Source organism: Alienimonas californiensis (assembly GCF_007743815.1).
In the GTDB taxonomy this organism is placed as follows: Bacteria; Planctomycetota; Planctomycetia; order Planctomycetales; family Planctomycetaceae; genus Alienimonas; species Alienimonas californiensis.
On sequence record NZ_CP036265.1, the window covers coordinates 215,898 to 242,645 of the forward strand.

Consider the following 26,748-nt stretch of genomic DNA (forward strand, 5'->3'; position numbering starts at 1 on the left):
GGACGCGTTCAGCGGCCGGGTCGCTGTCGTTTGAGCCAACGTTTTTCGAGATTGAGGACAGCCCAATGCCCGCTTCCGGTTCCATCGTCCGCTGGGGAATCCTTGGCGCCGCCCGCATCGCCGTGAACAAGGTGATCCCGGCGACCCAACGGGCCGCGAACGCGGAGGTCGTCGCCATCGCCAGCCGCCGCCGGGACGCCGCCGAACGGGCCGCCGCCGACCTCGGTATCTCCCGCGTCCACGACAGCTACGAAGCCCTGCTGGCGGACGAGAACGTCGACGCGGTTTATATCCCCCTGCCGAACGACGCCCACGTGCCTTGGTCGCTCAAGGCGCTGGCGGCCGGCAAGCACGTGCTCTGCGAGAAGCCGCTGGCGCTGTCGTCCGTGGAGGCTCAAACCCTCGTCGACGCCGCCGCGGCCCACCCGGAATTGAAGGTGATGGAGGCGTTCATGTATCGCCTGCATCCGCAGTGGGTGCGGTTCAAAGAGTTGATCGACGGCGGGGCGATCGGAGAATTGAAGTCGATCCAATCCTTCTTCAGCTATTTCAATCGGAACGCCGACGACATCCGCAACGACCCCGCCAAAGGCGGCGGGGCGTTGATGGACATCGGTTGCTATCAGATCTCCCTCTCCCGCTGGCTGTTCGACGCCGAACCGGACCGCGTGCTGGGCCGCATCGAAATCGACCCGGACTACGGCACCGACCGCATCGCGGACGGCGTCCTCGACTTCGGCCGCGGCACGTCGACGTTCACCTGTTCGACGCAGCTTGTGCCCTATCAGCGGGTCAACGCGTTCGGCACGGCGGGCCGGGTCGAACTGGAGATCCCCTTCAACGCCCCGCCGAACGCCCCCTGCGTGCTGCATCTTCAATCCGGCCGCGCCGGCGAATACGGCGCCCCCGTGCGGGAGGACTTGCCCGTCGCCGATCAATACACCCTCCAGGCGGAGGCCTTCGGAGACGCGGTGTTAAACGACACGCCCGTCCCCACTCCGCTGACCGACGCCGTCGCCAACCTGCGGGTGATCGAAGCCTTGAGGGCCAGCGACGAGCGCGGGGCGTGGGAAACGCTTTGACCGAGACCGCACTGCCGCCGGCTCCCGACTCCGCCGCATGGCGGACGCTCGCAGGGCTGTATTGGGGACCGACCGGCTGGCGGACAGGGGATCCGTCGGCGGTTCCGGCCGAGGAGATCGCACACGCTAAAGCCGCCGGCGTGTTGTTCGACCCGGTCCGAATTCCTCACGCCCGGGCAGTCGACCGGGTTCGGGAGGCCGCCTCCGCGGTCGACGCCCGTCGGGCAGCAGACGCCTTCGCCGTCAGTCTCCGCAGCCGACGGATGGACCTGCGGAGCGTCCTCGGCAGCTTCGCGGCCGCCCGTCTGACGCCCCCGCACCGTCGCTCCGAGTCGGCCCCCATGCCCTGCGCGGTGTGCGGGTTCGGGGGGACCGGGTCGCGGCCGGTGGACCTGAACGTGTTAAACTTCGAACGACTCAAGTGGGGCGGCGTCCGGCACGACAGCCCGGTCTACGCCGCGTTCGACTTGGAACGCTTCGCGGAACTCCCGCCGTGCGGACCCGGCCCCGTCGACCGGGCGGCGCTGCGGGAGCTACTCGACCGAATCGCCGCGGTCCCGCCGGACGTCACGGGGGCCACGCTGCAAAAGGAACTCCGAGGGGCGTTCCCATCCAATAAGGATGAGCGAGACGGCGTCGCAGCGATCCTCGGGCACTGCGGCGTCTTAGCGACGCCGGCGAAACCCGGACATTTCCCCAACTTCGTCCCCCACCGCGATCGGGCCGCGCCGGCCGGCCGCGTCGACATGCCTTACCCGGCCGGCTGGTGGACTGGTACTGACGGCCTGAACGCGGAGGCCGTCCGGTTCTGGTTTGGGCATCTCTTGGACGACTGATCGCCCCGAACCGATCGCGGCGAGCGCTCAGGCCTTCGAAGCGCCAGTTGACGTTGTGTGCCGACGGCTGATAGAGCGCACCGATGTTCGCCCTCGCCCTACTGCTCGTCGTCGATCCGCCGCCGGCCAGTTTTCGCTGGGAGGTCCGGGAGACCGTCACGGTCGGGGACGCCGCCCCGACCGTGACGACCGAATCAGTGGAGGCCGCCGTCGCCGCCGACGGGACGTTCTCCGCCCGCGTCGTCGACGGCGCTCGAACTCGCACGCTCTCGGGAAAGGTCTGGAAGAGCAGCGATCACTGGTTATTCCAGGTCGGCTATCGCGAAGTCGTCGTCGACGGCTGGATCGCCGTCCCCGGCGGGCGGAAACCGTTCGAGAGCGTCACAGAACATGACACATTTCTCTCGATCGACGCCCTCGGGAAGCCTGTCGTCATCGACGGAATCATTACGTCGTCGAAGCCGGAGGACGGCCCGGGGGAGCGGCGCGTTCGCTCCTATGCGAGCACCCTTCTCCCCGCCTTCGGGGCGCCGGCGACGCACGAGCCGGCCGTGGTTCAGGGGCTCTTTAAAATGGTCGATCCCGCCCCCTGAACCAGCAGGAACCGCCCGGCGGCCGTCACGCCGGCGAACCGCTCCGTCGCGCCGCCCGGCCAGCGGACGGAGACGTCTAAAGACGTCCCTGAAGGTGTGGCGCCGAGGCCGAAGGTCAGCCGCTTTTCGTCGCCGCTCAGGTAGCCGTCGCCAGCGGTGATCCACTTTGTACGCGGACCGCTTGGGACGCCCTCGGCGGTGGGGGCGCTCACGGTGACGGCGGCGCCGACGGCGTCGCGGTCGGAGGTCGTGCCGACCAGTCGCAGCGAGACCGTCGTGCAGGTGGTCGCTTCGTTCTTCAATAAAACCGCGGGGCCGTTCAGGCGGGTGGCGACGCACTCGTCGCGGCCGTCGCCGTTCCAGTCCAGCCGGGCGAGGCCGCGGCCGAGAGCCGGCGTGTCGAAGAACGCCCCGGCAGCCACGGGCGGAACCGGCTCGAACCGTCCGCCGCCGACGTTCTCCAGCAGCGCCGGCCGCATGAACAGCGGGGAGCCGCGGTGCGTGAAGTCGTCGATGTGACCATTAACGTAAATCAGATCCTCGTCGCCGTCGGCGTCGTGATCGAGGAATGCCGCCCCGAAGCCCAGCGTTTCATAGCCCGGCTCGAACAGCCCGGAGCGGCGGGTGGCGTCCTCGTATAACAGCGGCCCGGCGCGGGAGAGGGACGTATACAGTGTGTTCGACTCCCCCTCGTAGTTCGTCACGAACAGGTCCGGGCGGCCGTCGGCGTTGAGGTCGGCGGCGGCGAGGCCCATGCCGGCTTCGCTCTCCCCCGCCCCGCTCGTGGCGACGCCGGCGGCCACGGCAGCCTCCCGAAACTGCGGCGGCCCGCCGCGGCGGTCGTCCGTGCGAATGTAAAGGTGATTAGGCCGCTGATCGTTGGCGACGTAGATTTCGTTGCCGGGGCGGCCGTCGAGATCGGTCGCCAGCACGCCCAGCCCCGGGCCGACGGCGAGGCCGGCGAGGTCGGTCGCCTCCGCGAAGAGGCCGGTCCCGAGGTTGAGCCACAGCCGGTCGGCCGCGGCGGGGAAGCCGTTCGGGCTGCACGCCCGCGGCGGGTCGTCGCCGGTCCGGCAGATCTTCGTATAGACGTCCCGGCCGGTGAGGTAGTTCGCCTCGTAAATATCCGGCAGACCGTCTCCGTTGAGGTCGGCGATCGCGGCGGAGACGGTCCAGTCCGTGCCGTCCGGGTGCGGGGTGAGGCCGGCGGCGGCGGTAACGTCCGTGAAGGTGCCGTCGCCCTCGTTCCGCAGCAGGCGGTTCGTCCCGGCGTTGCAGACGAACAGGTCCGGGAAGCCGTCGCCGTCCAGATCGCCCGCCGCGGCCCCCTGCCCGTAGCCGGTGAGGACCAGCCCGGCGGCGTCCGTCACGTCCTCGAATTGTTCGCCGTCGACGTTGCGGAACAGCCGGCCGCGGCGGTCGGCAGGGGCGGCCGGGTTCGGTTCGCTGCTCGGCGGGACGGCGCCGTCGGTCCACTCGCAGCCTTGGGGGAACAGCAGATCGGGGCGGCCGTCGAGGTCGTAATCGAAAGCCACCACGCCGCCGCCGGTCCATTCAGACATCCGCCGCCCACCGGCGATCCGGCCGTTCGCGTCCGGCGTGCGGGCGTCGAAGCGGGTGAAGTGCAGGCCGACTTCCTCCGTGACGTCCGAAAACGCCGGCGGGCCGGTCGGTGCCGGCGGGGCCGTCGGCGGGGGCGGGGAGAACGGCGGGGGAGGCTCGGGGGCCCGCTCGCCGCAGCCGAGCGGGCACAGGGCGATCAGCAGAACCGTGACGAACGACGGCCGGGATCGGGGGGCGGGCACCGCGTCATCTTGTCGATCGCGGCCGGGTTGGACACCCCGGCCCGTCGCCGGCACCGTGCGGCGGTGACCGCCCCCGCCCGCCGCCGTTCGTTCGTTCTCCTCGCCGGGTTGCTGCTGGCGGCCCTCGCCGTGGGGTTGGCGGTCTGGCTCTGGATGAGGCCGAGCGTCCCGGAGCCCGCGGAGGCCGCCCGGCTGGTGCGGGTTCACAATGAAGCCGTCGCCGCATTGGAGGCCGGCGACCCGGCCGCGGCGGATCCGCTGCTGGCGGAATTAATCGAAGAACGCATCCCTGCCGCGATGGGCTTGAACGTGGCGGCGATCCGCAACCGGGCGGTGGGCGCCGTGCTGGCGATCGACGCGGAATCCGGCGACGCCCTGCCCGCCGCGGAGCGGGAGGCGTGGTTCGTGCGGGCGGAGGCGGCGGTGGCGGCGTTGCAGGCCCGGGTGCCGGACGCCCCGGCGGGATTCTACTTGGAGAGCCGGCTCGCAACGGCGGCGGGGGACGACGCCCGACAGCTTGAGGCCCTGCTGAAGACCTCAGCCCGAGCGGATGCTGGATGGGGCTCCTTCCTGCTCTACGACGCCTTCGGCGACAGCCCCGATCCGGACCGGACGGCAGTTGCGGATGCGGCGCTGGCGGAGGCGCGGCGGTTTGCGCCGGAGAACGCGTGGGTTCTTCTTCAATACCTCCAGTGGGCGACGGAAAATAAAGAGCCGGAAACCGCCGCCGCGTTCGCCGATCTGCGAACACAGGTCGCCCCCTACGCCGACGGCTTCGCCCTGCGGCAGAACGGCGACGTGCTGCCGCTGATCGAGGCCGGCGAGGCGGCCGCGAAGGCCGGCGACTGGAACACCGCCCGCCGCAACGCAACCCTGCTGTTCAACGTGTTGCGGGCCGAGGAGGTCGTTCGCAGCGATCGCCTCGCGGTGCAACGGCACCCGCTGGATTTTTTAGTCACCGATCTCCCCTCCACCTTTTATGACGCCTCCGGCCTGTCCCGCACGCCGGAGGCGACGGCGATCCCGGTTCAATTCGAACCCTTCGCCGGCCCGGCCGCGGCGCCGGAGGTGGCGGGGGCGCTGGCGATTGAGACGGCGAACCTCGACCTACTCGGCGGCGAGGAACTACTTATCCTGACCGGCGACACCGTGCGGGCGTTCTCCCGGGACGCCGGCGGGCCGTGGGCGGAAACGCTGCGGTACGACCTGCCGGCCGATCAATTCGACGGACTGCTCGCCGCGGACCTGGACCTCGACAACGCCGCCGCCCCGGCCGCGGCGGCGGGACGTAACGGCCCCGCGGTCGCCTGTCACACGGCGGACCCGGACCTCGTGCTCTGGGGGCCGGGCGGCGTGCTGGTTCTGGAGAACCGCCTGCAAGCGGACGGCACCCGTGCGCTCGTGCCCGTCGCCGATCAGGCGGCGTTGAACGCGTTAGAGGGCGTGTCACTGGTCGCGGCGGCGGACCTTGATCAAGAGGGGGACCTCGATCTGGCCGTGCTGTCCGAGGGCGGGCCGTCGCTGTGGTTCAACCGCGGCAACCTCACCTTCGAGAACCGCACCGGCCGGTCCGATCTCGGCGAGAAGGCGTTCGCGGCGACGGATGTGCTCGCGGTGGATCTCGACCGCGACGTGGACCTCGATCTGCTCTGGGGAACCGCCGGGGCCGCCGCCCCGGTCGGCGTGTGGGAGAACCTGCGGCACGGGGAGTTCCGGGCTCAAATCGAATCGGCCGGCGGCCCGCTCGGCTTCGAATTATTGGACGCGGACGGCAACGCCAGTTGGGATCTCGCCGTCGCCGACGGCGAGCGGGTGCGGCTGCACACGTCCGTCGCCCCCGCCCCCGGCCGGCTGCGGTGGAGCGAGCCGCGGACGATCTCGGAGTTCCCCGCCACCCGCCTGCGAAGCTTGGATCACGACAACGACGGCCGCGTCGACCTGCTCGCCTGGGGGCCGGACGGCGTGCGGCTGCTCCGCAACGCGGCCGGCGGTTGGGAGGACGTCTCCGACCGCCTGCCGGCGACGCAGGGACGAATTCAAGACGCACTGCCCCGCGATTTGGACGGCGACGGCGACCTCGATCTGGTGATGCTCGTCGTCGACCGGGTCGTCGTGTGGGAGAACCGCGGCGGGGACGCGAACGACTCGCTGCAGGTCGCCCTGCTGGCGGAGTTCGACAACGACGGGACCGACCCGAAACGCACCAACCACGTCGGCCTCGGCAGTTTATTAGAACTGCGGCGGGGGCCGGTCTATCAGGCGGCGGTCGTGCGGGACGCCGTCACCCACTTCGGCCTCGGCCCCAAAACCGACGGTCCGGCCGGGGAGGCGCTGCGGGTTCTCTGGCCCAACGGCATCCCGGAGGTCGTCCGCGAGCCGACCGGCGGGGCGCTCTGTCACCCGCAAAAGCTCGGCGGTTCCTGTCCGTATCTTTATACGTGGAACGGGGAGCGGTTCATTTTCGCCACGGACCTCTGTTGGGCGGCGCCGATCGGGCTGCAGCTCGCCGAGGGCGTCTTCGCCCCCACCCGGGCCTGGGAACACGTCAAGATCGACGGTGCCGACCTCAAACCTCGCGACGGCCGCTATGAATTGCGGGTGACCTGCGAACTGTGGGAGGCGGATTATTTCGACCGGATTGAGCTCACCTGCGTCGACCACCCGCCCGGCACGCACGTCTTCACCAACGAGAAGGTCGGCCCGCCGGAGTTGGTCGAACCTCGCTTGTACGCGGCCGTAACGCTGCACGAACCCGTCGCCGCCCGGGTACGGTCGGGCGAGGAAGAAGCGGGCGCGTGGCGGGACGTTCTCGAAACAATCCGCAAGCGGGACGAGGACTACGTGCGTCCCTTCGAATTGAAGCGAACGCAGGGCTATACGGCGCCGTGGACGCTGGAACTGGACCTCGCCGGGTCGCCCCGGGCGGGAGCGGTGTTGTTATTGACCGGGTGGACGTTCCCCACGGACACCGGGTTGAACGTCGCCCTGTCGCAAAACCCGGACCTGCCCGGTCCGCGGCCGCCGACGCTGCTCATGGAGACGGCCGAAGGCTGGGAGACGGTCCTGCCCAACGCCGGGTTCCCGGGCGGCAAAACGAAAACAATCGCCCTTCCCCTGCCGGACTTCCGTTCCGACGACCGCCGCGTGCGGCTCAGCGGCACGCAGGAGTTGTATTGGGACCGGGCCGCCTGGTGCGTGCCGGGGAAGGTGGAAGTGCGGGAAACGCAGGCCGAGTTGCTCTCCGCGGACCTGCGGTATCGCGGGTTCTCGGCACGCCGCTGGCCGGAGGGCGGACACGGGCCGGATCAGTTCGATTATCAAAACGTCACCGCGGAGCAGATCTGGCCGCCGATGGCCGGGCCGTTCACCCGCTTCGGCGACGTGCGGGAATTATTGACCGCGGCAGACGACCGGCAGGCGGTGCTGGCCAGCGGGGACGAGATCGCCCTCTCCTTCGCCGCCCCGCCGCTACGGGACGGATGGATGCGGGACTTTATCATCAGTTCAATCGGGTACGACAAGGACGCCAACCTGCACACGGTCCACGGCCAAACCGTCGAACCGCTGCCGCACGCCGGCATGACTCGCTACCCGCCCCCGCCGGGCGAGCCGTTCCCCGACACCCCGGCGCTGCGGGATTATCTGAAGGACTATCAAACCCGCCCCGCCGACGCCCGGGCCTTCTGGCGGGCGGTGCGGGACCAAGCGGAGGACGTGACGCCGTGACGTTCGCCCTGCTCTGCCTCGCCGCATTCGCCCCGCCGCTGGGAGGGAGCGACGCCGACGATGGGTTCCGCTATCCCCTCGCCTGCACGATTGCGGGCGATGGGACGATCTACGTCGCGGACCGCCGGCTGCCGGGGGTGTGGCGGGTGACGACGACTGACGGGGAGCCCACCCGGCTGTCGCGGTTCAAAACGGGCGGCGGGACGTTTCGTACGCCGCTGAACGCTCCGCGGTGCATGGTCTTTGCGCCGCCGTCCAAGGGCTTCCCAAGCGGCGCCGTATTGGTGGGGGACTCGGCGACGCGGGCGATTATTCGACTCGATCCGACCGCCGACGAACCGGCGGCGGAACCGCTGCGGGTCGGGGAGACGGACGTCAGCCCGATCGGCGTGCCGTCGGCCCTCGCCGTGGCGGCGGACGGGACGCTGTTCGTCGCGGACCTCGAATCGCAGCGCATCTATCGCGTTCCGCCAAGGGAACCGGCGGCGGCGATCGCGGCGCTCCCGGGCGTGCGGGGGCTGTGTCTGGCGGCGGACGGCGCTCTGCTGGCGGTCACCACGGAGAAGGACGCCATTCGTCGCTTCGTCCCCGCTGCGGACGGGGCGTGGAGCGAACAGGTCGCCGTGGCGGGGCGGCCGTTCCAGTCGCCGCAGGGGGCGGCGCTGGGGCCGGACGGGACGCTGCACGTCGCGGACAACGCCGCCGGCTGCCTCTGGCGACTGGCGCCGACGGGCGACGGCGGGTTCGCGGAGCCGACGAAGCTCGCCGCGGGGGCGCCGCTGGTCGGACCGACGGGGGTCTGCTTCGACTCTTCAACTAATCCGCCCCGGCTGATCGTCGTCGATCCCAAGGCCCGGGCGCTGTTCGCACTCAACCCGGCGGGCGGCGAAGTGAAGACGCTGGCGAAGTGATCTCGGCCGGCAGGCGGTTTGTTCGCCGAAGCCCTTGCGCCGCAGTCGGTTCGGACAGAACAGGTCCCGACCCCCCGTAGGTTGAGGGTCCGACCGTTCCCCCCGCACCGGATGCGGGCAGCGATCGAACCCCTCGCGGGGCGAGCGACGCGGCCGACGTTGGTGACGGACGCCGTGGAGCTCGCCCCCGCGTCGGTCGGCTCGCGACCGCCCGACGCGATCCGTCCCCCGCCCGTCGGCACGGACGCCGCCCCCGCCCGCCTTCCCCCGGGAGAGCCATTGAGCCAGGTTCCACAACCGGGCTCAACCGGCCCCGGGCACGGCGGGCGGTCGTTTCCGAAGCCTAGCGACCCGCTTTCCCAAGCGACAACGCCGGAGCCCGAATTCTCCTTCTCCACTCCTGCCCCGGCGCACACCGGCCGGGCCCCGGTTGCGACCGGGCGGGGCGGCGACTGACCCGCGTGATGCAGAACCCATGGCGATCCGTCTTCGCATGGTGAAAACAGACCCGGCGGCCCGACCGCGAAGCGAACAGCCCGCGGCCGGGTTCGCCGCTGCGCGGACCGCGACGCCCCCGGCGGTTCGTTCAGTTCAGATACTTCGTCACGTCCGCCCCGTAGGCGCGGGTGGCGGGCAGCAGACCGGCGAGGGCGGCGAGGAGCGCCAGGCCGGGCAGGAGCCAGAGTTCCTCCCACCGCACCGCCCAGGGGTCGATCACCAGCCCGGGAGGCAGGAAGGGCAGCACGGCGAACGTCAGAGCGTGGCCCAGGAAGAAGCCCAGCAGGCCGCCCAGCAGCGTGACGACCGCCGCCTCCAACAGGATTACGGCGAACACCGTGGACCGCTGCGCCCCGAGGGCCCGCAGCACGGCGACCTCCGTCAGCCGTTCGGAGAGGGTCGTATAGAGGCTCACGAAGATCCCCACCCCGGCGACCACCACCACCAACGCGCTGAGGGCCACCAGCACAGTCTGGGCGGGGGCGAGGAACGTCTCTCGCAGGCGGGCGACGGGGCCGGCGGGGTTCACGGCGGCGGCTTTAAAGCCCTCGTTAATGTCCGCGGCGACCATCGGCACCATCATGTTCGCCTCCCGGTCGCCCTTCACGTTGACGAAGATCGCGGAGACCTCCTTTTGCAAGTCCGGCGTGCCGCCGACCCCGGGGACGTTCGCCTCGCGTTCGGCCTGTTTGAGCGCTTCGCCCTCCAGTTCCGGCAGGCCCTGCAAGGCCCGCCAGCGGTTCACGCCCTCGCTGAGCGGTTTGTCGTGCCCGCTGACGGCGTAGAACCCGTTGAGCTGCACGAAGGCCGTTTGATCGTTCGCCGTGCCGGTGGGCAGCAGGACGCCGACGATCTCGAAGAGTTCGTCGTGCACGTGGGCGTTGGGATCGTCCGCCCCGCCGTGGACGAGCTTGAAGCTGTCGCCGACGCCCCAATTGTTGGCTCGGGCGACCTCGGAGCCGACGACCGCCTCGAACCCGCTTTCGCCGCTGAACCCGCGGCTGCCGTCGGTCTCGGACATGCGGAAGGGCTCGTCACGGTTCACCCCGGCCAGGAAGAACCGGTTGATCGTGGCGACGATCGGGAAGCCGCCCTCCTGCGTCGTGTCGCCGAAGGCGATCGGCACCGCCTCGGCGAAGCGGTCGTCGGCCTGAATCTGTTGATAATAGGGATACGGCAACGGCTCCATCGCCGCCGGCATGCGGTACAGCGTGGTGAGCACGAGTTGCAGGTCGCTGCCCTTCGGTCCAAGGATCAGATCGAAGGGCGTCGCCGGCTTGGAGAGGGCCCGGTCGACCACCGCGGAGGTGCTCAGGACCGCGACGACCAGCATCGTGCCCAGCGCGACGGACAACGCCGTCAGCCCCGTGACCAATGCACGGTTTTTCACGCTCTTGAAGGCGATGGCGAAAGGGGACATGGCGCAGGCAGAGGGGGAAGAACGAAGGCGGAAGGACGACTTTATTGCGGAGGTTTACACAGCGGCGGGGGCGCCGCCTTCCGCCTTCCGCCCTACCCCCACAGCCCCGGAAACAACCCGATTGATCGTGCCCAGTTCCTCCACGCGGTCGAAGCGGGCGGCGGCTTCGCGGTCGTGGGTGACCAGCAGCAGGGCCACGCCGCGTTCGGAGCAGGTCTCGCGGATCAGGTCCAGCACGGCGTCGCGGTGGGCGACGTCCACGTTGGCGGTGGGTTCGTCGGCGAGCATCAGCATCGGCTCGCTGGCCAGCGCCCGGGCCACGGCGACCCGCTGGCGTTCGCCGACGGACAGCTGCGACGGCCGGTTACCGGACCGGTGGGAGAGGCCGACCCGCTCCAGCAGCGCCGCGGCGGCGTGGCGGTCGGCCGTGCGGCCGGTGAAGCTCATCCCCAGCAGCACGTTCTCCAGCGCCGTGAAGGCCGACAGCAGGTGAAACGTCTGGAAGACGTAGCCGATCCGCTGGGCCCGAAAACGGTCGCGGGAGGCCTCCGGCAGCGCCGTGAGGTTCACCCCGCCGATCTCCACGCGGCCGGAGTCCGGCGTGGTCAGGCCGGCGATCACGTTCAGCAGCGTGGTCTTCCCGCCCCCGCTGGCCCCCAGCAGCACGGCCTGTTCGGCCTTCGCCAACTGGTAGCGGGGCACGTCCAGGATCCGCGTCGGCGGTCCGCCGGCGGGGTCCGGATAGGACTTCGTCACCTCTTCAACCAACAACGTCACGGGCGGCGGGGCGGGTCGGCGGAGCGAGGGAAGGTTGGGACGAGGCGGGGGCGGGACGGTAGCATGACGGTCGCCCGCCCCGCACCCGCTCCGGCGAATCACGCCGGCCGGTCCGCTCGCTCCGAGCCCGTCACGAACCAGGAACGTCACGGATGTCGCTGACTGCTACGCCGCTGCTGGTCCTCCTGTTGGCCGTTTCTCCGCAAACCGGCGAACTCCCGCAAGGCAGCGACCCGCCGTCGCCCGTCGCCCCGCCGGAGGACTTCGGGGCGGGGTCGCTGGAGGGTTTGAAGCCGGCGGAGGCAGCCCCCGCGGACGCCGCCGCCCGGCTGGACGCCCTGTTGAAGGACCATTGGGCGTGGACGCTGGAGAACTTCCCGGAGCTGTCCACCTACCTCGGCATGCCGGGGGGGAACGACCGCTGGAACGACGACTCGCCCACGGCGTTCGCCCGCCGGCACGCCGACCGCCTCGCCTTCGCCGAACGGGCCGCGGCGATCGACGCGTCCACGCTGGACGAAAACGACGCCCTCAACCTCACGCTGTTCCGCCGCGAACTGGCGGTTCAGATCGCGGAGTGGAACACCGGCTGGCACCTGTTGCCGGTCTCAGCCCGGGAGGGGATTCAGGACGCGGGCAGCCTCGCGGACACGATTTCGTTCAAAACCGTGAAGGATTACGACGACTGGCTGACGCGGATCGACGCCTTCGGCGAGAAGATGGACGCCACGTTGGCGCTGCTGGGGGAGGGCGTCGAGACCGGCCGGCTGCACCCGCAGGTCGTGATGAGCCGCCTGCCCCGGCAGATCCGGGCGCAAATCGTGGAGGACCCCGCCGACAGCCTGTTCTATAAGCCGTTCCGGGACATACCCGGCGTGCCGGCGGAGGACGCCGAAAAGCTGCGGGCGGCGGCGAAGATCGGCATCGCGCAAACCGTCGTGCCGGCCTACCAGCGGATGCTGGACTTCTTCGAGGCGGTCTATCTGCCGGCCTGCTACGAGCACGTGGGCTGCTGGCAATGGCCGGAGGTGCGTGAAGAAGACGGCTCCGTCCGCTTCTGGGCCGGGCCGCGGTGCTACGAGCACTTCTGCGGCAAGTTCACGACCACCGACGCGACCCCGGAGGCGATCCACGCCGTCGGCCTCGCCGAGGTCGCCCGCATCCGGGCGGAGATGGAGGCCATCAAAGAAGAGGTCGGCTTCGAGGGCGATTTGCAGGCGTTCTTCACCCACCTGCGGACCGACCCGCAGTTCTTCTACGGCTCCGCCCAGGAATTATTGGACGGCTACCGCCAGCTCATTCGGACCGTCGACCCGGAACTGCCGAAGCTGTTCGGCACGCTGCCGCGGACGCCCTACGACGTGCAGGCGATTCCCGCCCATATCGCCCCGGACACGACGACCGCCTACTACCGAGAGCCCAGCGCCGACTTCACCCGGCCGGGCACCTTCTTCGTGAACCTCTACAAACCGGAGAGCCGCCCGAAGTGGGAGATGGCCGCGCTGAGCCTGCACGAAGCGGTCCCCGGCCATCACCTGCAGATCGCCCGCAGCATCGAACTGGCCGACCTGCCCGCCTTCCGCAAATACGGCGGCTACACGGCGTTCATCGAGGGCTGGGCCCTGTACGCGGAGCAGATGGGCGAAGAACTGGGCGTCTACGACGACCCCTACGCCCGCTTCGGCCAACTCACCTACGAGATGTGGCGGGCCGTGCGGCTGGTGGTCGACACCGGCATGCACGACCAACAATGGACCCGTGACGAGGCGATCGACTTCTTCCTCGCCAACGCCCCCAAAACGCGGCTGGACGTGGTCAACGAGGTCGACCGCTACATCGCCTGGCCGGGCCAGGCCCTCGCCTATAAAACCGGCGAGTTGAAGATCAATGAACTGCGGACGTACGCGGAAGAAGAGTTGGGCGAGGACTTCGACGTGAAAGCGTTCCACGACTTCGTCCTCGGCGCCGGCGCCGTCCCGCTGGACGTATTGGAGGAGCGGGTGAAAGCCTGGGTCGCGGAGCAGGAGTGACCCCGCCGTGAGCCCGAAGCGCAAGCGAGGGGAGTGAGTTGCGACGTCAGCGAGGGGGTACGCCCGGCCGTCGGGAGTCACCCACCTCGCTTGCGCTTCGGGCTCACGCAGAAACGGCGTCCCACGTTGCAGCGGGCAGCTTCAAGAAGTTTTCCAATAACTCCACGCCCGCCTCGGTCAGAAAACTCTCAGGGTGGAATTGCACGCCGTGGACGGGGAACTGTTTGTGCTGCAAACCCATGATTTCGCGGCCGAACTCCTCGCTGTCGACCCAGGCGGTCACTTCGAGGCAATCCGGCAGGGAGTCCTCCGGCACGTCGAGGCTGTGGTAGCGGGTCGCGGAGAACGGGTTCGGCAGGCCGGCGAACACGCCGGCGCCGGTGTGACAAACCTCGCTGACCTTGCCGTGCATCAACCGCTTCGCCCGGCCGACCGTGCCGCCGTAGACCTCCGCGAGGCTCTGGTGCCCCAGGCAGACGCCCAGGATCGGCGCGGTCGGTCCGAAGCGTTCGATAATCGCCTTGCTCAGTCCCGCCTCGGCCGGCGTGCAGGGGCCGGGGGAGACGACGATACGCTCCGGCCGCAGGCGGGCCACGTCCTCCAGCGAGACGGCGTCGTTCCGCTCGACAACGACCTCCAGCGTCGGGTCGATCTCCCCGAAGCGCTGCACGAGGTTGAAGGTGAACGAGTCGTAGTTGTCGAGGACGAACAGCATGAGCGGCGGGCGAAGGGGACGCGGCGCCCGCATCCTACCCTTAAACGCCGCCGACGCCCCGGCTGTCCGACAGTCTCCGGGGGGCGGCCGGGAATCGAACAGTCCGGCCCCGCGGCGGGCGGGCGGCGGTATCCTGAGCCCTCCCCGGTTCGTTCGAACCCGCTCACAAGCCTCTCCCCCTCAAGGCCACGCCGATGAACGCCAACCTGACCGAGATCGTCGTCGTGCTGGACCGCAGCGGCTCGATGAGCTCCATGAAGACCGAGGCGGAGGGCGGCCTGGCGACCTTCGTCGCCGACCAGAAGGCGGAGGAGGGCGACGCCCGCTTCACCCTGGCGATCTTCGACGACCACTACGACGTGGTGCACGACCGCATCGATCTGCGGGAGGCGCCGGACCGCTTCACGCTGGAACCGCGGGGGATGACGGCCCTGCTGGACGCCGTCGGCCGCACGATCGACAACGTCGGCCGGGAGCTGGCGGAGACGCCGGAAGCGGAGCGCCCCGGAGCGGTGCTGTTCTGCGTGGTCACCGACGGCGGCGAGAACTCCAGCCGCGAGTACAGCGGCGACCGTATCAAACTGATGGTCGAGGAACAGACGCACAAATACAATTGGCAGTTCACCTTCCTCGGTGCCGGGCCGGAGGTGTTCGCCCAGGGGGAGCGGATGGGGATCGACGCGTCGTCCGGGGCGGCGTTCCTAGACTTGGGCGAGGCGTTGGGCGCCACCTCGGCCAAGATGTCGCGGATGCGCAAGGCCGTCCGTGCCGGGGCCTCCGGGGCCGTACTGGCGGCCGCCAACCGGATGACCGACGAAGAGCGGGCCCAGGCCGAGGGGAAATGACGCCGCTCGGCCCGCGACGACCTAGCGAATCGACGCCTCCGGCAGTTCGCCCTTGATGCCCTGATCGAGCGGCATCTCGTCCTCCCCGTCGGGACGAACTTCGGCGATGCGGCGGTCCAGTTCCGCCCGCAACTCCGCCACCATCGGTTGGAGGTCCGGCCGGGCGATCAGGTTCGTCGTCTCCCCCGGGTCGCGCTCCAGATCGTATAACTCCGCCATGTGCCGGTCCGGCGAGCCGTCGCCGTGCGGGTAGCGAGTATATTTCCAGCGATCGGTCCGCAGCGCCCGCACGTTCGGCGTGTAGGGGAACTGCTCCTCGTAATTGTATTCGTAGTACCAACTCGTGCGCCAGTCCGGGTCGCCCTCGGCGAGCAGCGTTTTCCACGACCGGCCCTGCACGTTCGGCAGCGGCTCGGCCCCGCAGATCTCCAGGATGGAGGGGGCGAAGTCGAGCGTCAGCGTCTGGGCGTCGATCGTCTTCGGATACTTCGGCGAGACCAGTTCCGGGTACCGCACCACCAGCGGAATGCGGATGGAGGGCTCGTGGGCGGTGCGTTTATCGACCATCCCGTGCTCGCCCTCCAGCAGGCCGTTGTCGCTGGTGAAGATGAACAGCGTATTGTCCAGCTCCCCCGTGCGGGCAAGGTGGTCGTAGAGGCGGCCGACGGAGTCGTCCACCGACAGGATCGTGCCCCAGTAGGCCCGCACCATCCGCTCGAAATCGAGCATCGCCGCGGCGGAGGCGTCGGGGAACTCCTTCCGCCAGTCGAAGAGCGGGCCGTAGATGCCGTGCCAGGTGTTGAGCCGCTGGGTGATCCAGTCCGGCTTGTCCGCCAGATCGAACGCCGTCCGCGGATAGGGAATCCGCACCTCGTCGAACGCCGCGGCGTACTTCTGCTCGGGGAAATAAAAGCTGTGCGGGGCCTTATGGCCGACCATCAGCAGGAAGGGCTGATCGGCGGTCTGTTCGTCTTCCCGCAGCCCTTCCAGCCAGTCGATCGCCATGTCGGTGACGACCGTCGTGTAATAGCCCGGCACGACTTCGCGGGGGCCGTCGTTCGCCCGGAACTCCGTATCGAAATATTGCCCCTGCCCGCGGTGGGTGACGAAGTGATCGAACCCCGGGCGTTTGCTGTCGTCGTCCTCGCCCATGTGCCATTTACCGACGTAGGCGGTGGCGTAGCCGGCGCCTTGCAGCGCCCGCGGAAAGGTCGGCAGGTCGGCCGGATAATCGGTGAAGTTGTTGGTCACCCCGTGGGCGTGGGCGTAGAGCCCGCCGAGGATCGACGCCCGGCTAGGCGAGCAGAGCGACGTGGTGCAGAAATGATTCTTGAACAGCGCCCCCTCCGCGGCGAGTTGGTCGATCCGCGGCGTTTTCACGTGCGGATGGCCCATACAACCCAGCGCCTCCGCCCGCTGATCGTCCGTGAGCACGAACACGACGTTCGGCCGCTCCGCCGCGACCGCCGGCGTGCCGAGGGCGAACAGGAGCAGAACGATCCGGGAACCGGGCATGAGCGCAAGTTATCGATCAAGAGGTGAGTGAAGGCCGGCGGCCTGTTATTCCGCCGCCGCGGCACCGGGGGCGTTGAGATACTCCAGCCGCCGGGCGACGCTGTCCCCGCGGACCTGCGGCTTGAGGACGGACGGGTCGACCGGCGCCGTCCCTACGACGTGGTCCGCGAACCAGACGATTGTGTTCAGCACCTCCGCGGCGAAGATCGGGGAGTCCGTCTCGTTGAGCAGCGTCGCCAGCAGCGGTTGCGGCTCGACGGCGCCGATGCGGCCGAGGAACTCCGTCGCCCGCAGCCGCACGACGGGGGAATCGTCCTCCAACAGCGGCCGGACGAGCGGCGCCAGCGACGCGGCCCGCTCCCCGAAGGCGGTGCAGACCATCGCCGCCCAGTACCGCACCATGGGGTTCGCATCGCTCAATGCGGCTCGCAGCCCCGGCTCCGCCTCGTCGAACGGCCGCAGGGCCAGATCCGCGACGGCCGACAGCCGGGCGATCTCCTGCCGGTGAGCCTGTCCGAACGCCGCCGGGTCCGCCGCGGCCCGCTCCGCGAGCACGCTTTCGGGATAGAAGCTGAGGTCCGGCAGCCCGAGCATCGTCTCCCGCAGCGCCGACCGCAGTTCGTGCAACGTCTCCGCGTGGGCCGGATCGGCGGCGAGGTTCCTGACCTCGTGCGGGTCCGCCTCGCAGTCATAGAGAGCCTCGATCGGCTTCGGCTCGAAGAACGCCGCCTGCGTCGCGTTCAGCTCGCCGCGACGGCTCAGCTCGCGCCACTGCTGATAGGCGAGCATGTTGTAGCGGTAATTATTCTGCAATCCGTCCGGCAGCCAGGGCTGAAAGGCCCGGACGTATCGATACCGGCCCCGCCGCAGCGTGCGGACGAAGTCGTATTTCTCGTCCATGCGGTCGGCGTAGCCGAAGCTGGTTTGCCGGGCCGCGACCGCCTCCGGCGTCACGCCCGGGCCGAGGAAGGCGGCTCCGTCGATCGTGCCCTCCGGTTCGACGCCCGCCAGCCGCAGCACGGTGGGGCCGAAATCGACGAAGCTGACGAATCCGTCCACCCGCGTGCCCCGCTCAAAACCCTGCGCCAGGTGAGCGAAGTTCTTGGGAAGACGAACGACCAACGGCACGTGCAGGCCGGAGTCGTAAACGTACCCTTTGCCCCGCGGCAGCACGCCGCCGTGGTCGCCGAAATAAAAGACGAAGGTGTCCTCCAACACGCCGGCCGCCTCCAGGTCGGCGACCGTCCTGGCGACAATCTCGTCGATCGCCAGATGGTTGTCGAGGTAGCGGGCCTGCGTGCCGCGGACCAGCGGCGTGTCCGGCAGATACGGCGGCGGCGTGACCGTTGCCAAGTCGCGGTCGGACGGGCGGTTCTTCAGAGAATCCTTTTTGAAGTGCAGCGAGCTTTCGTGCGTCTGGGCGTGGGACTGCATATGAAAGAACGGTTGCTCCGCGTCCGGCCGCTTCTTCCAGCTCGCCTTTTTCGAGGACTCGTCCCACGTGTCTTCGGGCACGACGAAGTTGAAGTCCGTTTTGCTGTTGTTCGTTACGTAATACCCGGCCCGCCGGAGGGCGCCGTAGACCGTCGGCTGGCCGTTCGGCAGCGGCGGCTGGAAATCCCTCCGGTGGAACTGCGTGCCGATCCGCGGGCCGTAACACATTGTGGCCAGCGTGGTGCGGGCCACGGAACAGACCGGAGCGTTGGAGAAGGCGTGGTTGAACGTCAGCCCATCAGCGGCGAGAGCCTCGATCGCGGGGGCCTCGGCGCCGCCCTCAAAGAAATGGCGGAGGTAGTGGACCGAATTGTCCTCCGACACGATCCAGACGAAGTTCGGCCGCTCCGCCGCCGTCGCCCGGCCGCCGAACAGAGCGACCGCGGCGAGGGCCAGCGCCGGGAAGGCTCGGAGGTGAAAAGTCATGCGTGTGTCCGGGGTTCGACGGCTCCCGCCGGGCGGGATCGGGCGGCGGGGCGTGCGGGGACCGATTCGACGGGTTCGATGCGTCGGGCGTCAAGCGTCGCCGCCTCTGTTCACGGGGCGCTTCCGGACGGGACGGCGGGGCGCCCGGGAAATTCGGACCAAGTCTTGAGCCGAACCGGACCGATACCGACGGGGCGGGTCCTGCCGGTTGCGCCGGCGGCCGCCGCACGCCTCCACTGCCCCGGCTCCCCCGTCATGTTCCGACGCCGCGATCGCTCCCGCGTGTCCGCCGTCCGCGGAGCGTTCGCTTTGGGCGCGCGGGGACCGCGCCGGCTGGCCGCGGCGGCTCTGCTGGTTCTGTTGGCGGCGACGTCCGGGTGCGCGGCGTTTCGTTCGCTGGAGGGCGTGCCCGCGGGGGATCTCTCGCCGGACTTCCGTCAGCCGGTCCGCAGCGGGCTGGAGACGATCGACCTCACCCTGCTGCGGCGGACCCCGCCCCCGCAGCACCGCGTCGACGCCGGCGACGTACTGAGCGTCTACATCGAGGGCGTACTCGGCGGGCCGGACCAGGCCCCGCCGATTTCCTCCGCGACCCTCGCCCTGGACCGGCCGTCGGTGGGCTATCCGATTGAGGTGCGGGAGGACGGCACGCTCGCCCTGCCCTTCGCCGGGGCCGTGTCTGTCCGGGGGCTCACCCTGCCGCAGGTCGAAGCGACCCTGCGCGAGGAGTTCACGGAGCGTCGCGCCCTGTTGAAGACCGGCCAGGAGCGGGTCCTCGTCAGCCTGCAACGGCCGCGGACGCACTCCGTGCTGGTGATTCGGCAGGAATCAGGGAACCGGCAGGGCAACCTGGGGTCCGCCGGCACGGTCAACTTCGAACTCGACAAGCGGGGCACCGGGCGGATCGTCGACCTGCCGGTCTATCAGAACGACGTACTGCACGCCCTGGCCGCCACCGGCGGCCTGCCGGGGCTGGACGCACAGAACGTGATTTATGTCCTCCGCCGTCCCCGCGTGCAGACGATTCCGCCGGAACAGCACCCCGGGCCGGAGGCGCCCGTCGCCCCGGCCGCCCCCGCCGAAGACGCCGACTCAGAGAACGGTTCCGAGGGCGAGAGAACCTATGAAGAGGACCTCGACGAGGAGGCCGAGGCGTTCCAGCCGACCCCGCCCGCAAACTTCCGGCCGGCCGCCCCGATGACGGTCTGGCGCGGGCAGTCGCCGGACGGTCCGACGGCGGCGTCCTACGGCGCCCCGCAGTTCGCCCTCCCGGCGGGGTTCTCGCTGAACGACCGCATGGCCGGCCCGCCGCCCGCCCCGGCGCCGGTTCCCTCGGCCGGGCCGTCGCTGCCGGCGCTGCCCGAGGCGCAGACCTTCCCCGCCCCGACGCCTCTGCGGGCGACCCCCGTTTCGACGGCGCCGCCCGCCATCCCCGCTCCGGCGCCCTGGCCGATCTCCGAGGAGGTGGCGTACTCACCGGAATTCGCCGGGTCGCAGTTCATCGACGCGGCCCCCGGCGAGCCGACGTTCGCCCCCGACGGACGGTTACGGGTGCCGGCGGAGCGTTGCCCGGCGGACGGCTTCGGCATCGCCGCGGCGACGATGCCCTGTGCGGAGAACGGCTTCCCGCCCTTCCCGCTGCTCGGCCGGTCGACGATGGGCGGCCCGCACGTGCTGCGGATTCCCGTCCGGCTGACCCCCGGCTGCCCGGTGCCCTTCACCGAGGAGGACGTCACCCTCTACGACGGCGACATCGTCTTCGTCGAACACCGCGAGCCGGACGTATTTTATACCGGCGGCCTGCTGGGCGGCGGGCAATATCAACTCCCGCAGAACTACGACATCGACGTGCTGGAAGCGTTGGCGATCGTGCGGCAGCGGGGCGGCTCCACGGACAAGTCCCCGCTGACCGTCGGCGGGCCGTCGTCGCTCAATCAGGACGTGACCGTGGGCGCCAGCCGGCTGATTATCCTGCGGAAGGACGAACTGGGGCGGGAACTGCGGGTGGAGGTCGATCTCGAAGCCGCCCTCCGCGATCCCGGCGAACGCGTGCTGGTGCGGCCGGGGGACTACCTCGTCCTGCGATACACCAAGTGCGAGGCCTGCGGCGCCTTCGTGGAGCGGCTGGTGTTCGAATCCTTCCTCAGCGCCCTCGCCAACGCGGCGCTGTTCCGGCAGTTCGAATAAGGCGAATTGAACAGCGGGGCGCTCTTGGTGAGCCCGAAGCGCAAGCGAGGATCGGAGTCTCCCTGCCTCGCTTGCGCTTCGGGCTCACCGAATCCGGCCGCCCCGCCCAATCACCGGGGTTTATTGGGGCGGACTTCGCGGGCGACGGCGGCGACGGTGCGGGCGATCAGCGACAGGTCTCCGCGGACGGTGCGGCGGCGGGCGTAACGGAGGTCCATGCGGACCCATTCTTCGAACGGGACCGCCATCCGGCGGTCCTGCACCTGCCAGCCGCAGGTCAGGCCGGGGGTGACGGTCAGGCGGCGTCGCTGCCAGGGACGGCAGGCGTCGGCCTCGGCGATCGGCAGCGGACGCGGGCCGACCAGCGACATTTCGCCCTTCAATACGTTCCACAACTGGGGCAGTTCGTCGACGCTCGTTTTGCGGATCAGGCGCCCGACGGCCGTGATCCGCGGGTCTTGTTCCATCTTGAACGCGGGGCCGTCCTGCTCGTTCTGCGTGAGCATCGCCGCTTGGCGGGCCTCCGCGTCCACGGTCATGGAGCGGAACTTATAAAGATGGAACACCCGCCCCCCCAGGCCGGCCCGACGCTGCACGAACAGGGCCGGCCCGGGGGAGGTGAGCCGCACGGCGGCGTACACCGCCAGCAGCGCCGGCGAGAGGACCGTCAGCCCGACCAGAGCGCCGACCACGTCGAGCGACCGCTTCCAGAACGGCATCGGCCGCACCAGCAGGGCCTCCACCGGCAGCACGGAGTCGTGACCGCCGTCGGCCGGATCGGCCCCCGGTTCCAGCGCCGGGACGGGCAGCGGGTGCGAATAGAGAACCGTGCCGCCGCGGTTCCCCGGGACGTCCGCCGCGTGTCCGGCGGAGCGGAGGAACCGACGGGCAGCGTCGGCGTCGGTGTCCCACAGGATCAGGGCCAACCGGTCCCGGTTCAGCCAGACGACGCGATCGGTGGTGCGCACGCGGGAGGCCCAGGCGGTCGCCATCGCGGCGCGGGCGTCCCCCGCCGGAGCCCGCAGCGTCACGACCGACAGCGACCGCCCGCTGCGATCCGACCGCATGCGTTCCACCTCCACCAGCGCCCGGAACGCCTCCCTTGAAAGGGATTCGACGGCGACCGTGCCGACGGCCACCGCGATCGGCGCCGCGAAGGACTGCGGGACCGACGCCGCGGCGGCCTCCGCCGGCGGCGGGGGAACGGGCCGTGAGGGGGCCGGACGCGCCGTCTCCGAGGACGGCGAGGCGGGGTCGGACCACTGCGGGGCGGAGGACGCGATGAACACTCGGGACTCAGCGGGGAAGGTCGACGTGCCCGTCGCCCGCGAACGCGGGGCGCCCGATCGGACGGCGCGGCTCCGCCGGTTCGGCTGGGGCGGCGGGTTCAGCGGGTTCGGGTTCGAACGTCACCGGATCGGCGTCCGCGGCCGGCTCCGGAGTTGGTCGCCCGGCCGCGGCGCCGGCGAAGGAGGGCAGCACGGAGAGCAGCCCCAGGGCGACGGCGCCGCCGCTGGCCAGCAGGAAGGCGAGAATCGCCACCACCGGCTTGTTCGGGCTCACCGGTTTGAACACCAGCGTGGGCGGCTGGGCGACCTTCACGTTCGTGATGCGGCCGTCGGCCAGCTCGCGGTTCATCCGGGCCTGTTCCAGCCGCTCCGAGTACTCCCCGTACTTGGCGGCGAGGAGGTCCGACTCGCGCTGGAGCCGGTCGATCTCCGCCTCGCGGGCGTTCAGGGCCCGCAGATCGGCGAGCAAATCCCGCTTCTGGGCCTGAGTCGTTTCGATGCGACGGTCGAGGGCCTCGCCGGCGGCCTGTTCCTCCAGCGCCCGCAGGTGCAGGCCCTGCAATGTGGGGTTGGTCGAGGCGGCGGCGGCGTCGCCCGGCCCGCGGGCGCCGGCCAGCAGCGCCTCCGCGGCGGCAAGGCGCTCGCGGGCGGCGAGGACCTCCGGGTGCCGCTCCGTATAGCGGGACAGCAGTTCCTGCTCCCGCAGGCGGAGGCCGTCCACCTGCTTGCGGAGCGAATCGGCGGCGTCGTCCGGGGAGCCGCTCGCCACGCCCATGCCGGAGCCGCCGACGGCGGTGCCCTCCAACAGCTCGGCGATCGCGGTCCGCAGGGCGTCGCGCTCCGCCGTTTTGGCGTCGCGTTCGGCGAGGGCCAGCAGCAAACGGTCGTCGATCGCCTCTAATTGATGCTGCAACGCCGTCCGCCGGCCCTCGACGCTGGTCGCCTGGATCGCGTCCTTGGCGTCCCGCAGCGCGGCGCCGGCCGTGTCGTGCCGCTCGCCCAGCAGGGCGACCTGCTCTTCGAAGAATTCAAAGGAGCCGGAGCGGAACATCTCCAGATACACGCCCTGGAAGGCGCCGAGGAACTCGGTCAGCAGCGTGCGGGCCAGCTCCGGGGAGTCCGCCCGGCAGGTGACGTCGATCACCGAGGAATCCTCCGCGCTATAGACGTCGAAGGATTGGGAGAGCGCCTTGACGGCCCTTTCCCGCTCCGTGAGGGCCTCCCGTTCGGGGTCCTCGTCGCCGTCTCCGCCGGTCGCCGCGGCGAGCAGCCCGAAGATCGGATCCGCCGGCGACCAGCCGCCCTGTTCCAAAATCACGTCCGGGCCGACGCGTTCGGCGACGCGTTCGTACACCTCCCGGGTGGTGATGACGTTCAGGACGGAATTCATTTCCGTCTTGCGGGACTCCTGCAGGGAGAACGTCTGCCCGGTGGTGGCCGTCGGGTCCAGGCCGATGCTCTCCCGACCCACGCGCACGAACAGCTTCGCCTGGGACCCGTACTCCCGCGGGGCGAACATCAGGCCCACGAACGCCAGGCCCATCACCGCCACAAAGAACGCCAGCATCCGCGGCCAGGCCCGCCGCACCGCCGTACCGGCCAGCCGCAACGGAGCCGTCGGATCGAACGTACCAGCGTCGGGCGGGGGAATCTGCACGTGCGGAACGGCCCCGGGGTGCGGGGATCAGGAGGAGGGGGGTGACGGAACGCGGCAGGGGGACCCGGCGTCCCGCCCGCGGGGCGGGCCGATCGGTCCCGAGAGGGGTCTTCAATCCTAGTTTCGCCAAGGGGCTCCCGCACATCCCCCGCTTCCCCAGGCGCCAAAATTTACCCGACCCGCGTCAAACCCCCAGAACGTGACGGTAGAGTGGATGCGTCGGGCGGCGCCTCCGCTCGTCGCACGCCGGACGGCCCGTCCGGGGGACGGATCCCGCTCTCGCCCCGTTCCCCGTCTTTCGCCGAGCGCAACGACCTCGATTGCCGAGCGTAACGACCCCCAACGCCGTCGTCCCGCTGCGATCCGCCCCGCCGCTCGCGGCGTCGGCGCACCCGTTCGCGCAGCGTTGGCCCATACCGCGGCCGATGACCGTGCTGCTGTTCTGGGCGGCGCTGGCGGCGTTCTTTACCTTTACCCTCGGTAAAGGAATTGATCCGAATCGGTCGGTCGATTGGGTGGCGCTGGTGAAACTGGCGATCCGGGCCGGGGCGGGCCTGTGCGCGGGGTGGCTGATCGTCACCGCCCCGAAGGCTCGTCTCAAGGCGACGTGGCCGTGGTTGCTGCCGGGGGCGCTGTTCGTGGCCTACGCGGTCGCCTCGACGACGTGGTCGCCGCTGCGGCGGATGTCGCTGTTCCAGGCGGGCACGCTGGGCTCGCTGTATCTGACGGCGGTCGCCGTCGCGCTGTATGCGCCGCAGGCGAACTTCTCCCGCGTCCTGCGGACCTTCGCCGTCGTCCTGCTGCTGATTTCCGCCGGGCTGCTGGCCGCCCGCGTCGTCGCCCCGGACCTGGCGGTGATGAAGCGGGAGGGGGTCTCGCTGTTTCACGCCACCAACACCGCGGCGACGGCCTCGCTGGGGATGATCCTCACGGTCGCCGCCCGATTGGGGTGGGGGTGGCTTTGGACGAAGCGGCTGTGGCCGGTCGCGGTCCCGCTGCACGCCGCGGTCCTGGCGATCTCCTCGAACCGGATGGCGCTGGTCCTCACCCTGCTGGCGGTGGCGGCGGTCGTGTTCGTCCGGCTGGGGCTTCGCTGGCAGCTGACCGCGGCGGTCGTCGCGGCGGCGCTGGGCACGTCGTATCTCGCCGTCGACCCCAGCCTCGACGCGGTCGACAGCGTCGCCGAATCGGTCGGCGACTTTATGTCCCGCGGGCAGACGCGCGGGCAGCTCAAGAAGCTGTCCGGCCGGGAGGAGATGTGGACGAAAATGTGGGCGTCCTATCAGGAGGCCCCCGCCCTGGGGCACGGCTACTTCGTCACCTCGAAGACCGGGGTGATGCACGTCTGGTATAAAAAGGGAAACTTCACCGCCCACAACCTGCTGCTCCAGGTGTTGGTGACCTGCGGGGCGGTCGGCATGACGCTGTGGCTGGCGGGGTTCGCCGCGGTCCCCGCCCTCGCGGCGTTCCGCCTGCTGCGGGAGCCGCGGCTGCGGGGCGTGGCGGCGCTGGCCGGTCTGCTGGGCCTGTGGGTGTTCGGCTGGGGGCTGACGAACGAATCGTTCATGGGGCCGTTGCAGCCGGAATCGGTGCTGTATTTCTTCCTCTACGGCCTCGTCGTGGGCTCCGCGGCCGGGCTCCGCAAACGGGAGCACGCGTCGCCGGCTCGCTTCGTCGAACCGATCGGGGCGGCGGCATGAAGGTGCTGATCGTTCACGAACGCTACACCCAGCCGGGGGGCGAGGATCAGGTCTACCTCGACGAGGCCGCCCTGCTGGAGTCGCGCGGTCATACGGTGATCCGTTACGAGCGGCACAACGACGAATTAGCGACGACCGGCCGGCTGCGGCAGGCGGTCGAAACCGTCTGGAGCCGCCGGGCCGTCGCCCAGATCGACGCCCTGCTGAAGCGGGAGCGGCCGGACGTCATGCACTGCCACAATACCTTCCCGATCCTGTCCCCCGCGGTGCACCACGCGGCGGCGCGGCGGGGCGTGGCGACCGTCCAGACGCTGCACAATTTCCGCCTGATCTGCCCGCAGGGGGCGCTCCGCCGCGACGGCCGGATCTGCGAGGACTGCGTCGGCCGCACGTTCGCGGCGCCGGCGATCCGTCACGCCTGCTACCGCGGCAGTCGGGCGGCGACCGCCGCGACCGCCGCGATGAACGCCGCCCATCACGCATTGGGCACCTGGACGCACGTCGTCGACCGCTTTATCGCCCTGACGGAGTTCTCCCGCGACCTGTTCGTCCGAGCCGGGCTGCCGGCCGAGCGGATCGAGGTGAAGCCGAACTTCGTCGCCCCCGACCCCGGCCCCGGCCCGGCGGTGCGGACCGGCGGGATTCTGTTCGTGGGTCGCCTGTCCGAGGAAAAAGGCGTCAACACGCTGCTGGACGCCTGGAATCAGGTGCGGGGCGACGTGCGGCTGACGATCGTGGGGGACGGCCCGCTGGGCGAGGAGGTGCGGGCCGCCGCCGCCGCCGACCCCCGCATCACGGCGGCGGGGCGGCGTCCGTTCGCGGAGGTTTTGCAACGCGTCGCCGGGGCGGAGGCGCTGGTGATGCCGTCGGTCTGGTACGAGACGTTCGGCCGCACGCTGATCGAGGCGTTCGCCGCCGGCACGCCGGTGATCGCCTCGCGGTTGGGGGCGATGGCGGAATTAGTGGCCGACGACGAAACCGGCGTGCTGTTCCCCGCCGGCGACGCCGCGGCGCTCGCCGCGGCCGTGAACGCCCTGCACTCCGATCCCGCCCGCCGCGCCAGGCTGGGGGACGCCGCCCGCGACGCCTACGTGGCTGGCTTCACGGCGGATCGGAACTACGAACTGCTGCGGGCGATCTACGAACACGCCGTCGCCCGCGCCCGCCCCTCCTCCCCCTCCCTCCCCCCGGCGTCCCGCGTCACGGCCCCCGCCTGACGCCCCGTCTGTCCTCCCGCCGCAA

At 70.2% G+C, this 26,748-nt stretch carries 18 protein-coding genes; 10 read left to right on the forward strand and 8 right to left on the reverse strand.

The window, feature by feature from the left end:
- Nucleotides 1-65 precede the first annotated feature (65 nt).
- The 3 genes from CA12_RS00920 to CA12_RS00930 all read left to right on the forward strand — a co-directional run bounded on the left by CA12_RS00920 (nt 66) and on the right by CA12_RS00930 (nt 2,511).
- Nucleotides 66-1,082, forward strand: a complete 1,017-nt coding sequence (locus CA12_RS00920) for a Gfo/Idh/MocA family protein (protein WP_145356717.1) — start codon at nt 66-68, stop codon at nt 1,080-1,082.
- Nucleotides 1,079-1,918 carry a hypothetical protein gene (locus tag CA12_RS00925; protein WP_145356718.1) on the forward strand — a complete coding sequence of 280 codons (840 nt, stop codon included), beginning with the start codon at nt 1,079-1,081 and terminating at the stop codon, nt 1,916-1,918. Before CA12_RS00920 ends, CA12_RS00925 begins: the two co-directional genes overlap by 4 nt.
- 83 nt (nt 1,919-2,001) lie before the next feature.
- Nucleotides 2,002-2,511, forward strand: coding sequence for a hypothetical protein (locus tag CA12_RS00930; protein ID WP_145356719.1), 510 nt, complete (start codon nt 2,002-2,004; stop codon nt 2,509-2,511).
- On the opposite strand, the gene CA12_RS00935 is transcribed toward CA12_RS00930, so the two are convergent.
- The gene (locus CA12_RS00935) at nt 2,475-4,316 is read right to left on the reverse strand and encodes a CRTAC1 family protein (protein ID WP_145356720.1); all 1,842 of its coding nucleotides are present in this window, start codon (nt 4,314-4,316) and stop codon (nt 2,475-2,477) included. The genes CA12_RS00930 and CA12_RS00935 overlap by 37 nt on opposite strands.
- A gap of 63 nt (nt 4,317-4,379) precedes the next feature.
- Between CA12_RS00935 and CA12_RS00940 the strand changes: the two genes are divergently transcribed.
- Together CA12_RS00940 and CA12_RS00945 are read left to right on the forward strand one after the other, a co-directional pair.
- Nucleotides 4,380-8,042, forward strand: coding sequence for an FG-GAP repeat domain-containing protein (locus CA12_RS00940; protein ID WP_145356722.1), 3,663 nt, complete (start codon nt 4,380-4,382; stop codon nt 8,040-8,042).
- Complete coding sequence (locus CA12_RS00945; RefSeq protein ID WP_145356724.1) at nt 8,039-8,953, forward strand: NHL repeat-containing protein; 915 nt, start codon at nt 8,039-8,041, stop codon at nt 8,951-8,953. The genes CA12_RS00940 and CA12_RS00945 overlap by 4 nt, the downstream gene beginning before the upstream one ends.
- 586 nt (nt 8,954-9,539) lie before the next feature.
- Here CA12_RS00945 and CA12_RS00950 read toward each other — a convergent pair.
- Nucleotides 9,540-10,871 (reverse strand): ABC transporter permease, encoded by a 1,332-nt coding sequence (locus tag CA12_RS00950; RefSeq protein WP_145356726.1) that lies wholly within the window; start codon nt 10,869-10,871, stop codon nt 9,540-9,542.
- Between the two features lie 54 nt (nt 10,872-10,925).
- Nucleotides 10,926-11,648, reverse strand: coding sequence for an ABC transporter ATP-binding protein (locus tag CA12_RS00955; RefSeq protein WP_145356728.1), 723 nt, complete (start codon nt 11,646-11,648; stop codon nt 10,926-10,928).
- A 152-nt stretch (nt 11,649-11,800) separates the two neighbouring features.
- Here CA12_RS00955 and CA12_RS00960 point away from each other — a divergent pair, with 152 nt between their 5' ends.
- On the forward strand, nt 11,801-13,678 hold the full coding sequence (locus CA12_RS00960; protein WP_145356730.1) for a DUF885 domain-containing protein: 1,878 nt from the start codon (nt 11,801-11,803) through the stop codon (nt 13,676-13,678).
- A 103-nt stretch (nt 13,679-13,781) separates the two neighbouring features.
- On the opposite strand, the gene CA12_RS00965 is transcribed toward CA12_RS00960, so the two are convergent.
- The gene (locus tag CA12_RS00965; RefSeq protein ID WP_145356733.1) at nt 13,782-14,393 is read right to left on the reverse strand and encodes an anthranilate synthase component II; all 612 of its coding nucleotides are present in this window, start codon (nt 14,391-14,393) and stop codon (nt 13,782-13,784) included.
- Between the two features lie 194 nt (nt 14,394-14,587).
- Here CA12_RS00965 and CA12_RS00970 point away from each other — a divergent pair, with 194 nt between their 5' ends.
- Nucleotides 14,588-15,238, forward strand: coding sequence for a vWA domain-containing protein (locus CA12_RS00970; RefSeq protein WP_145356735.1), 651 nt, complete (start codon nt 14,588-14,590; stop codon nt 15,236-15,238).
- 21 nt (nt 15,239-15,259) lie between these two features.
- Here the strand turns inward: CA12_RS00970 and CA12_RS00975 are convergent, their stop codons facing one another.
- The gene (locus CA12_RS00975; RefSeq protein ID WP_145356737.1) at nt 15,260-16,753 is read right to left on the reverse strand and encodes a sulfatase family protein; all 1,494 of its coding nucleotides are present in this window, start codon (nt 16,751-16,753) and stop codon (nt 15,260-15,262) included.
- Nucleotides 16,754-16,798: 45 nt separating this feature from the next.
- Entirely contained in the window at nt 16,799-18,673 is a 1,875-nt protein-coding gene (locus CA12_RS00980; protein WP_145356739.1) for a sulfatase-like hydrolase/transferase, read from the reverse strand.
- Nucleotides 18,674-18,955: 282 nt separating this feature from the next.
- On the opposite strand from CA12_RS00980, the gene CA12_RS00985 reads away from it, so the two are divergent.
- Nucleotides 18,956-20,860 (forward strand): polysaccharide biosynthesis/export family protein, encoded by a 1,905-nt coding sequence (locus tag CA12_RS00985; RefSeq protein WP_165700473.1) that lies wholly within the window; start codon nt 18,956-18,958, stop codon nt 20,858-20,860.
- A 110-nt stretch (nt 20,861-20,970) separates the two neighbouring features.
- Here CA12_RS00985 and CA12_RS00990 read toward each other — a convergent pair whose 3' ends face one another.
- On the reverse strand, nt 20,971-22,149 hold the full coding sequence (locus tag CA12_RS00990) for a sugar transferase (protein ID WP_145356744.1): 1,179 nt from the start codon (nt 22,147-22,149) through the stop codon (nt 20,971-20,973).
- Between the two features lie 7 nt (nt 22,150-22,156).
- Entirely contained in the window at nt 22,157-23,806 is a 1,650-nt protein-coding gene (locus CA12_RS00995) for a GumC family protein (RefSeq protein ID WP_145356746.1), read from the reverse strand.
- A 425-nt stretch (nt 23,807-24,231) separates the two neighbouring features.
- On the opposite strand from CA12_RS00995, the gene CA12_RS01000 reads away from it, so the two are divergent.
- Both CA12_RS01000 and CA12_RS01005 read left to right on the forward strand, forming a co-directional pair.
- Nucleotides 24,232-25,506 carry an O-antigen ligase family protein gene (locus tag CA12_RS01000; RefSeq protein ID WP_145356748.1) on the forward strand — a complete coding sequence of 425 codons (1,275 nt, stop codon included), beginning with the start codon at nt 24,232-24,234 and terminating at the stop codon, nt 25,504-25,506.
- On the forward strand, nt 25,503-26,723 hold the full coding sequence (locus CA12_RS01005) for a glycosyltransferase (RefSeq protein WP_145356750.1): 1,221 nt from the start codon (nt 25,503-25,505) through the stop codon (nt 26,721-26,723). The genes CA12_RS01000 and CA12_RS01005 overlap by 4 nt, the downstream gene beginning before the upstream one ends.
- Nucleotides 26,724-26,748: the final 25 nt, after the last annotated feature.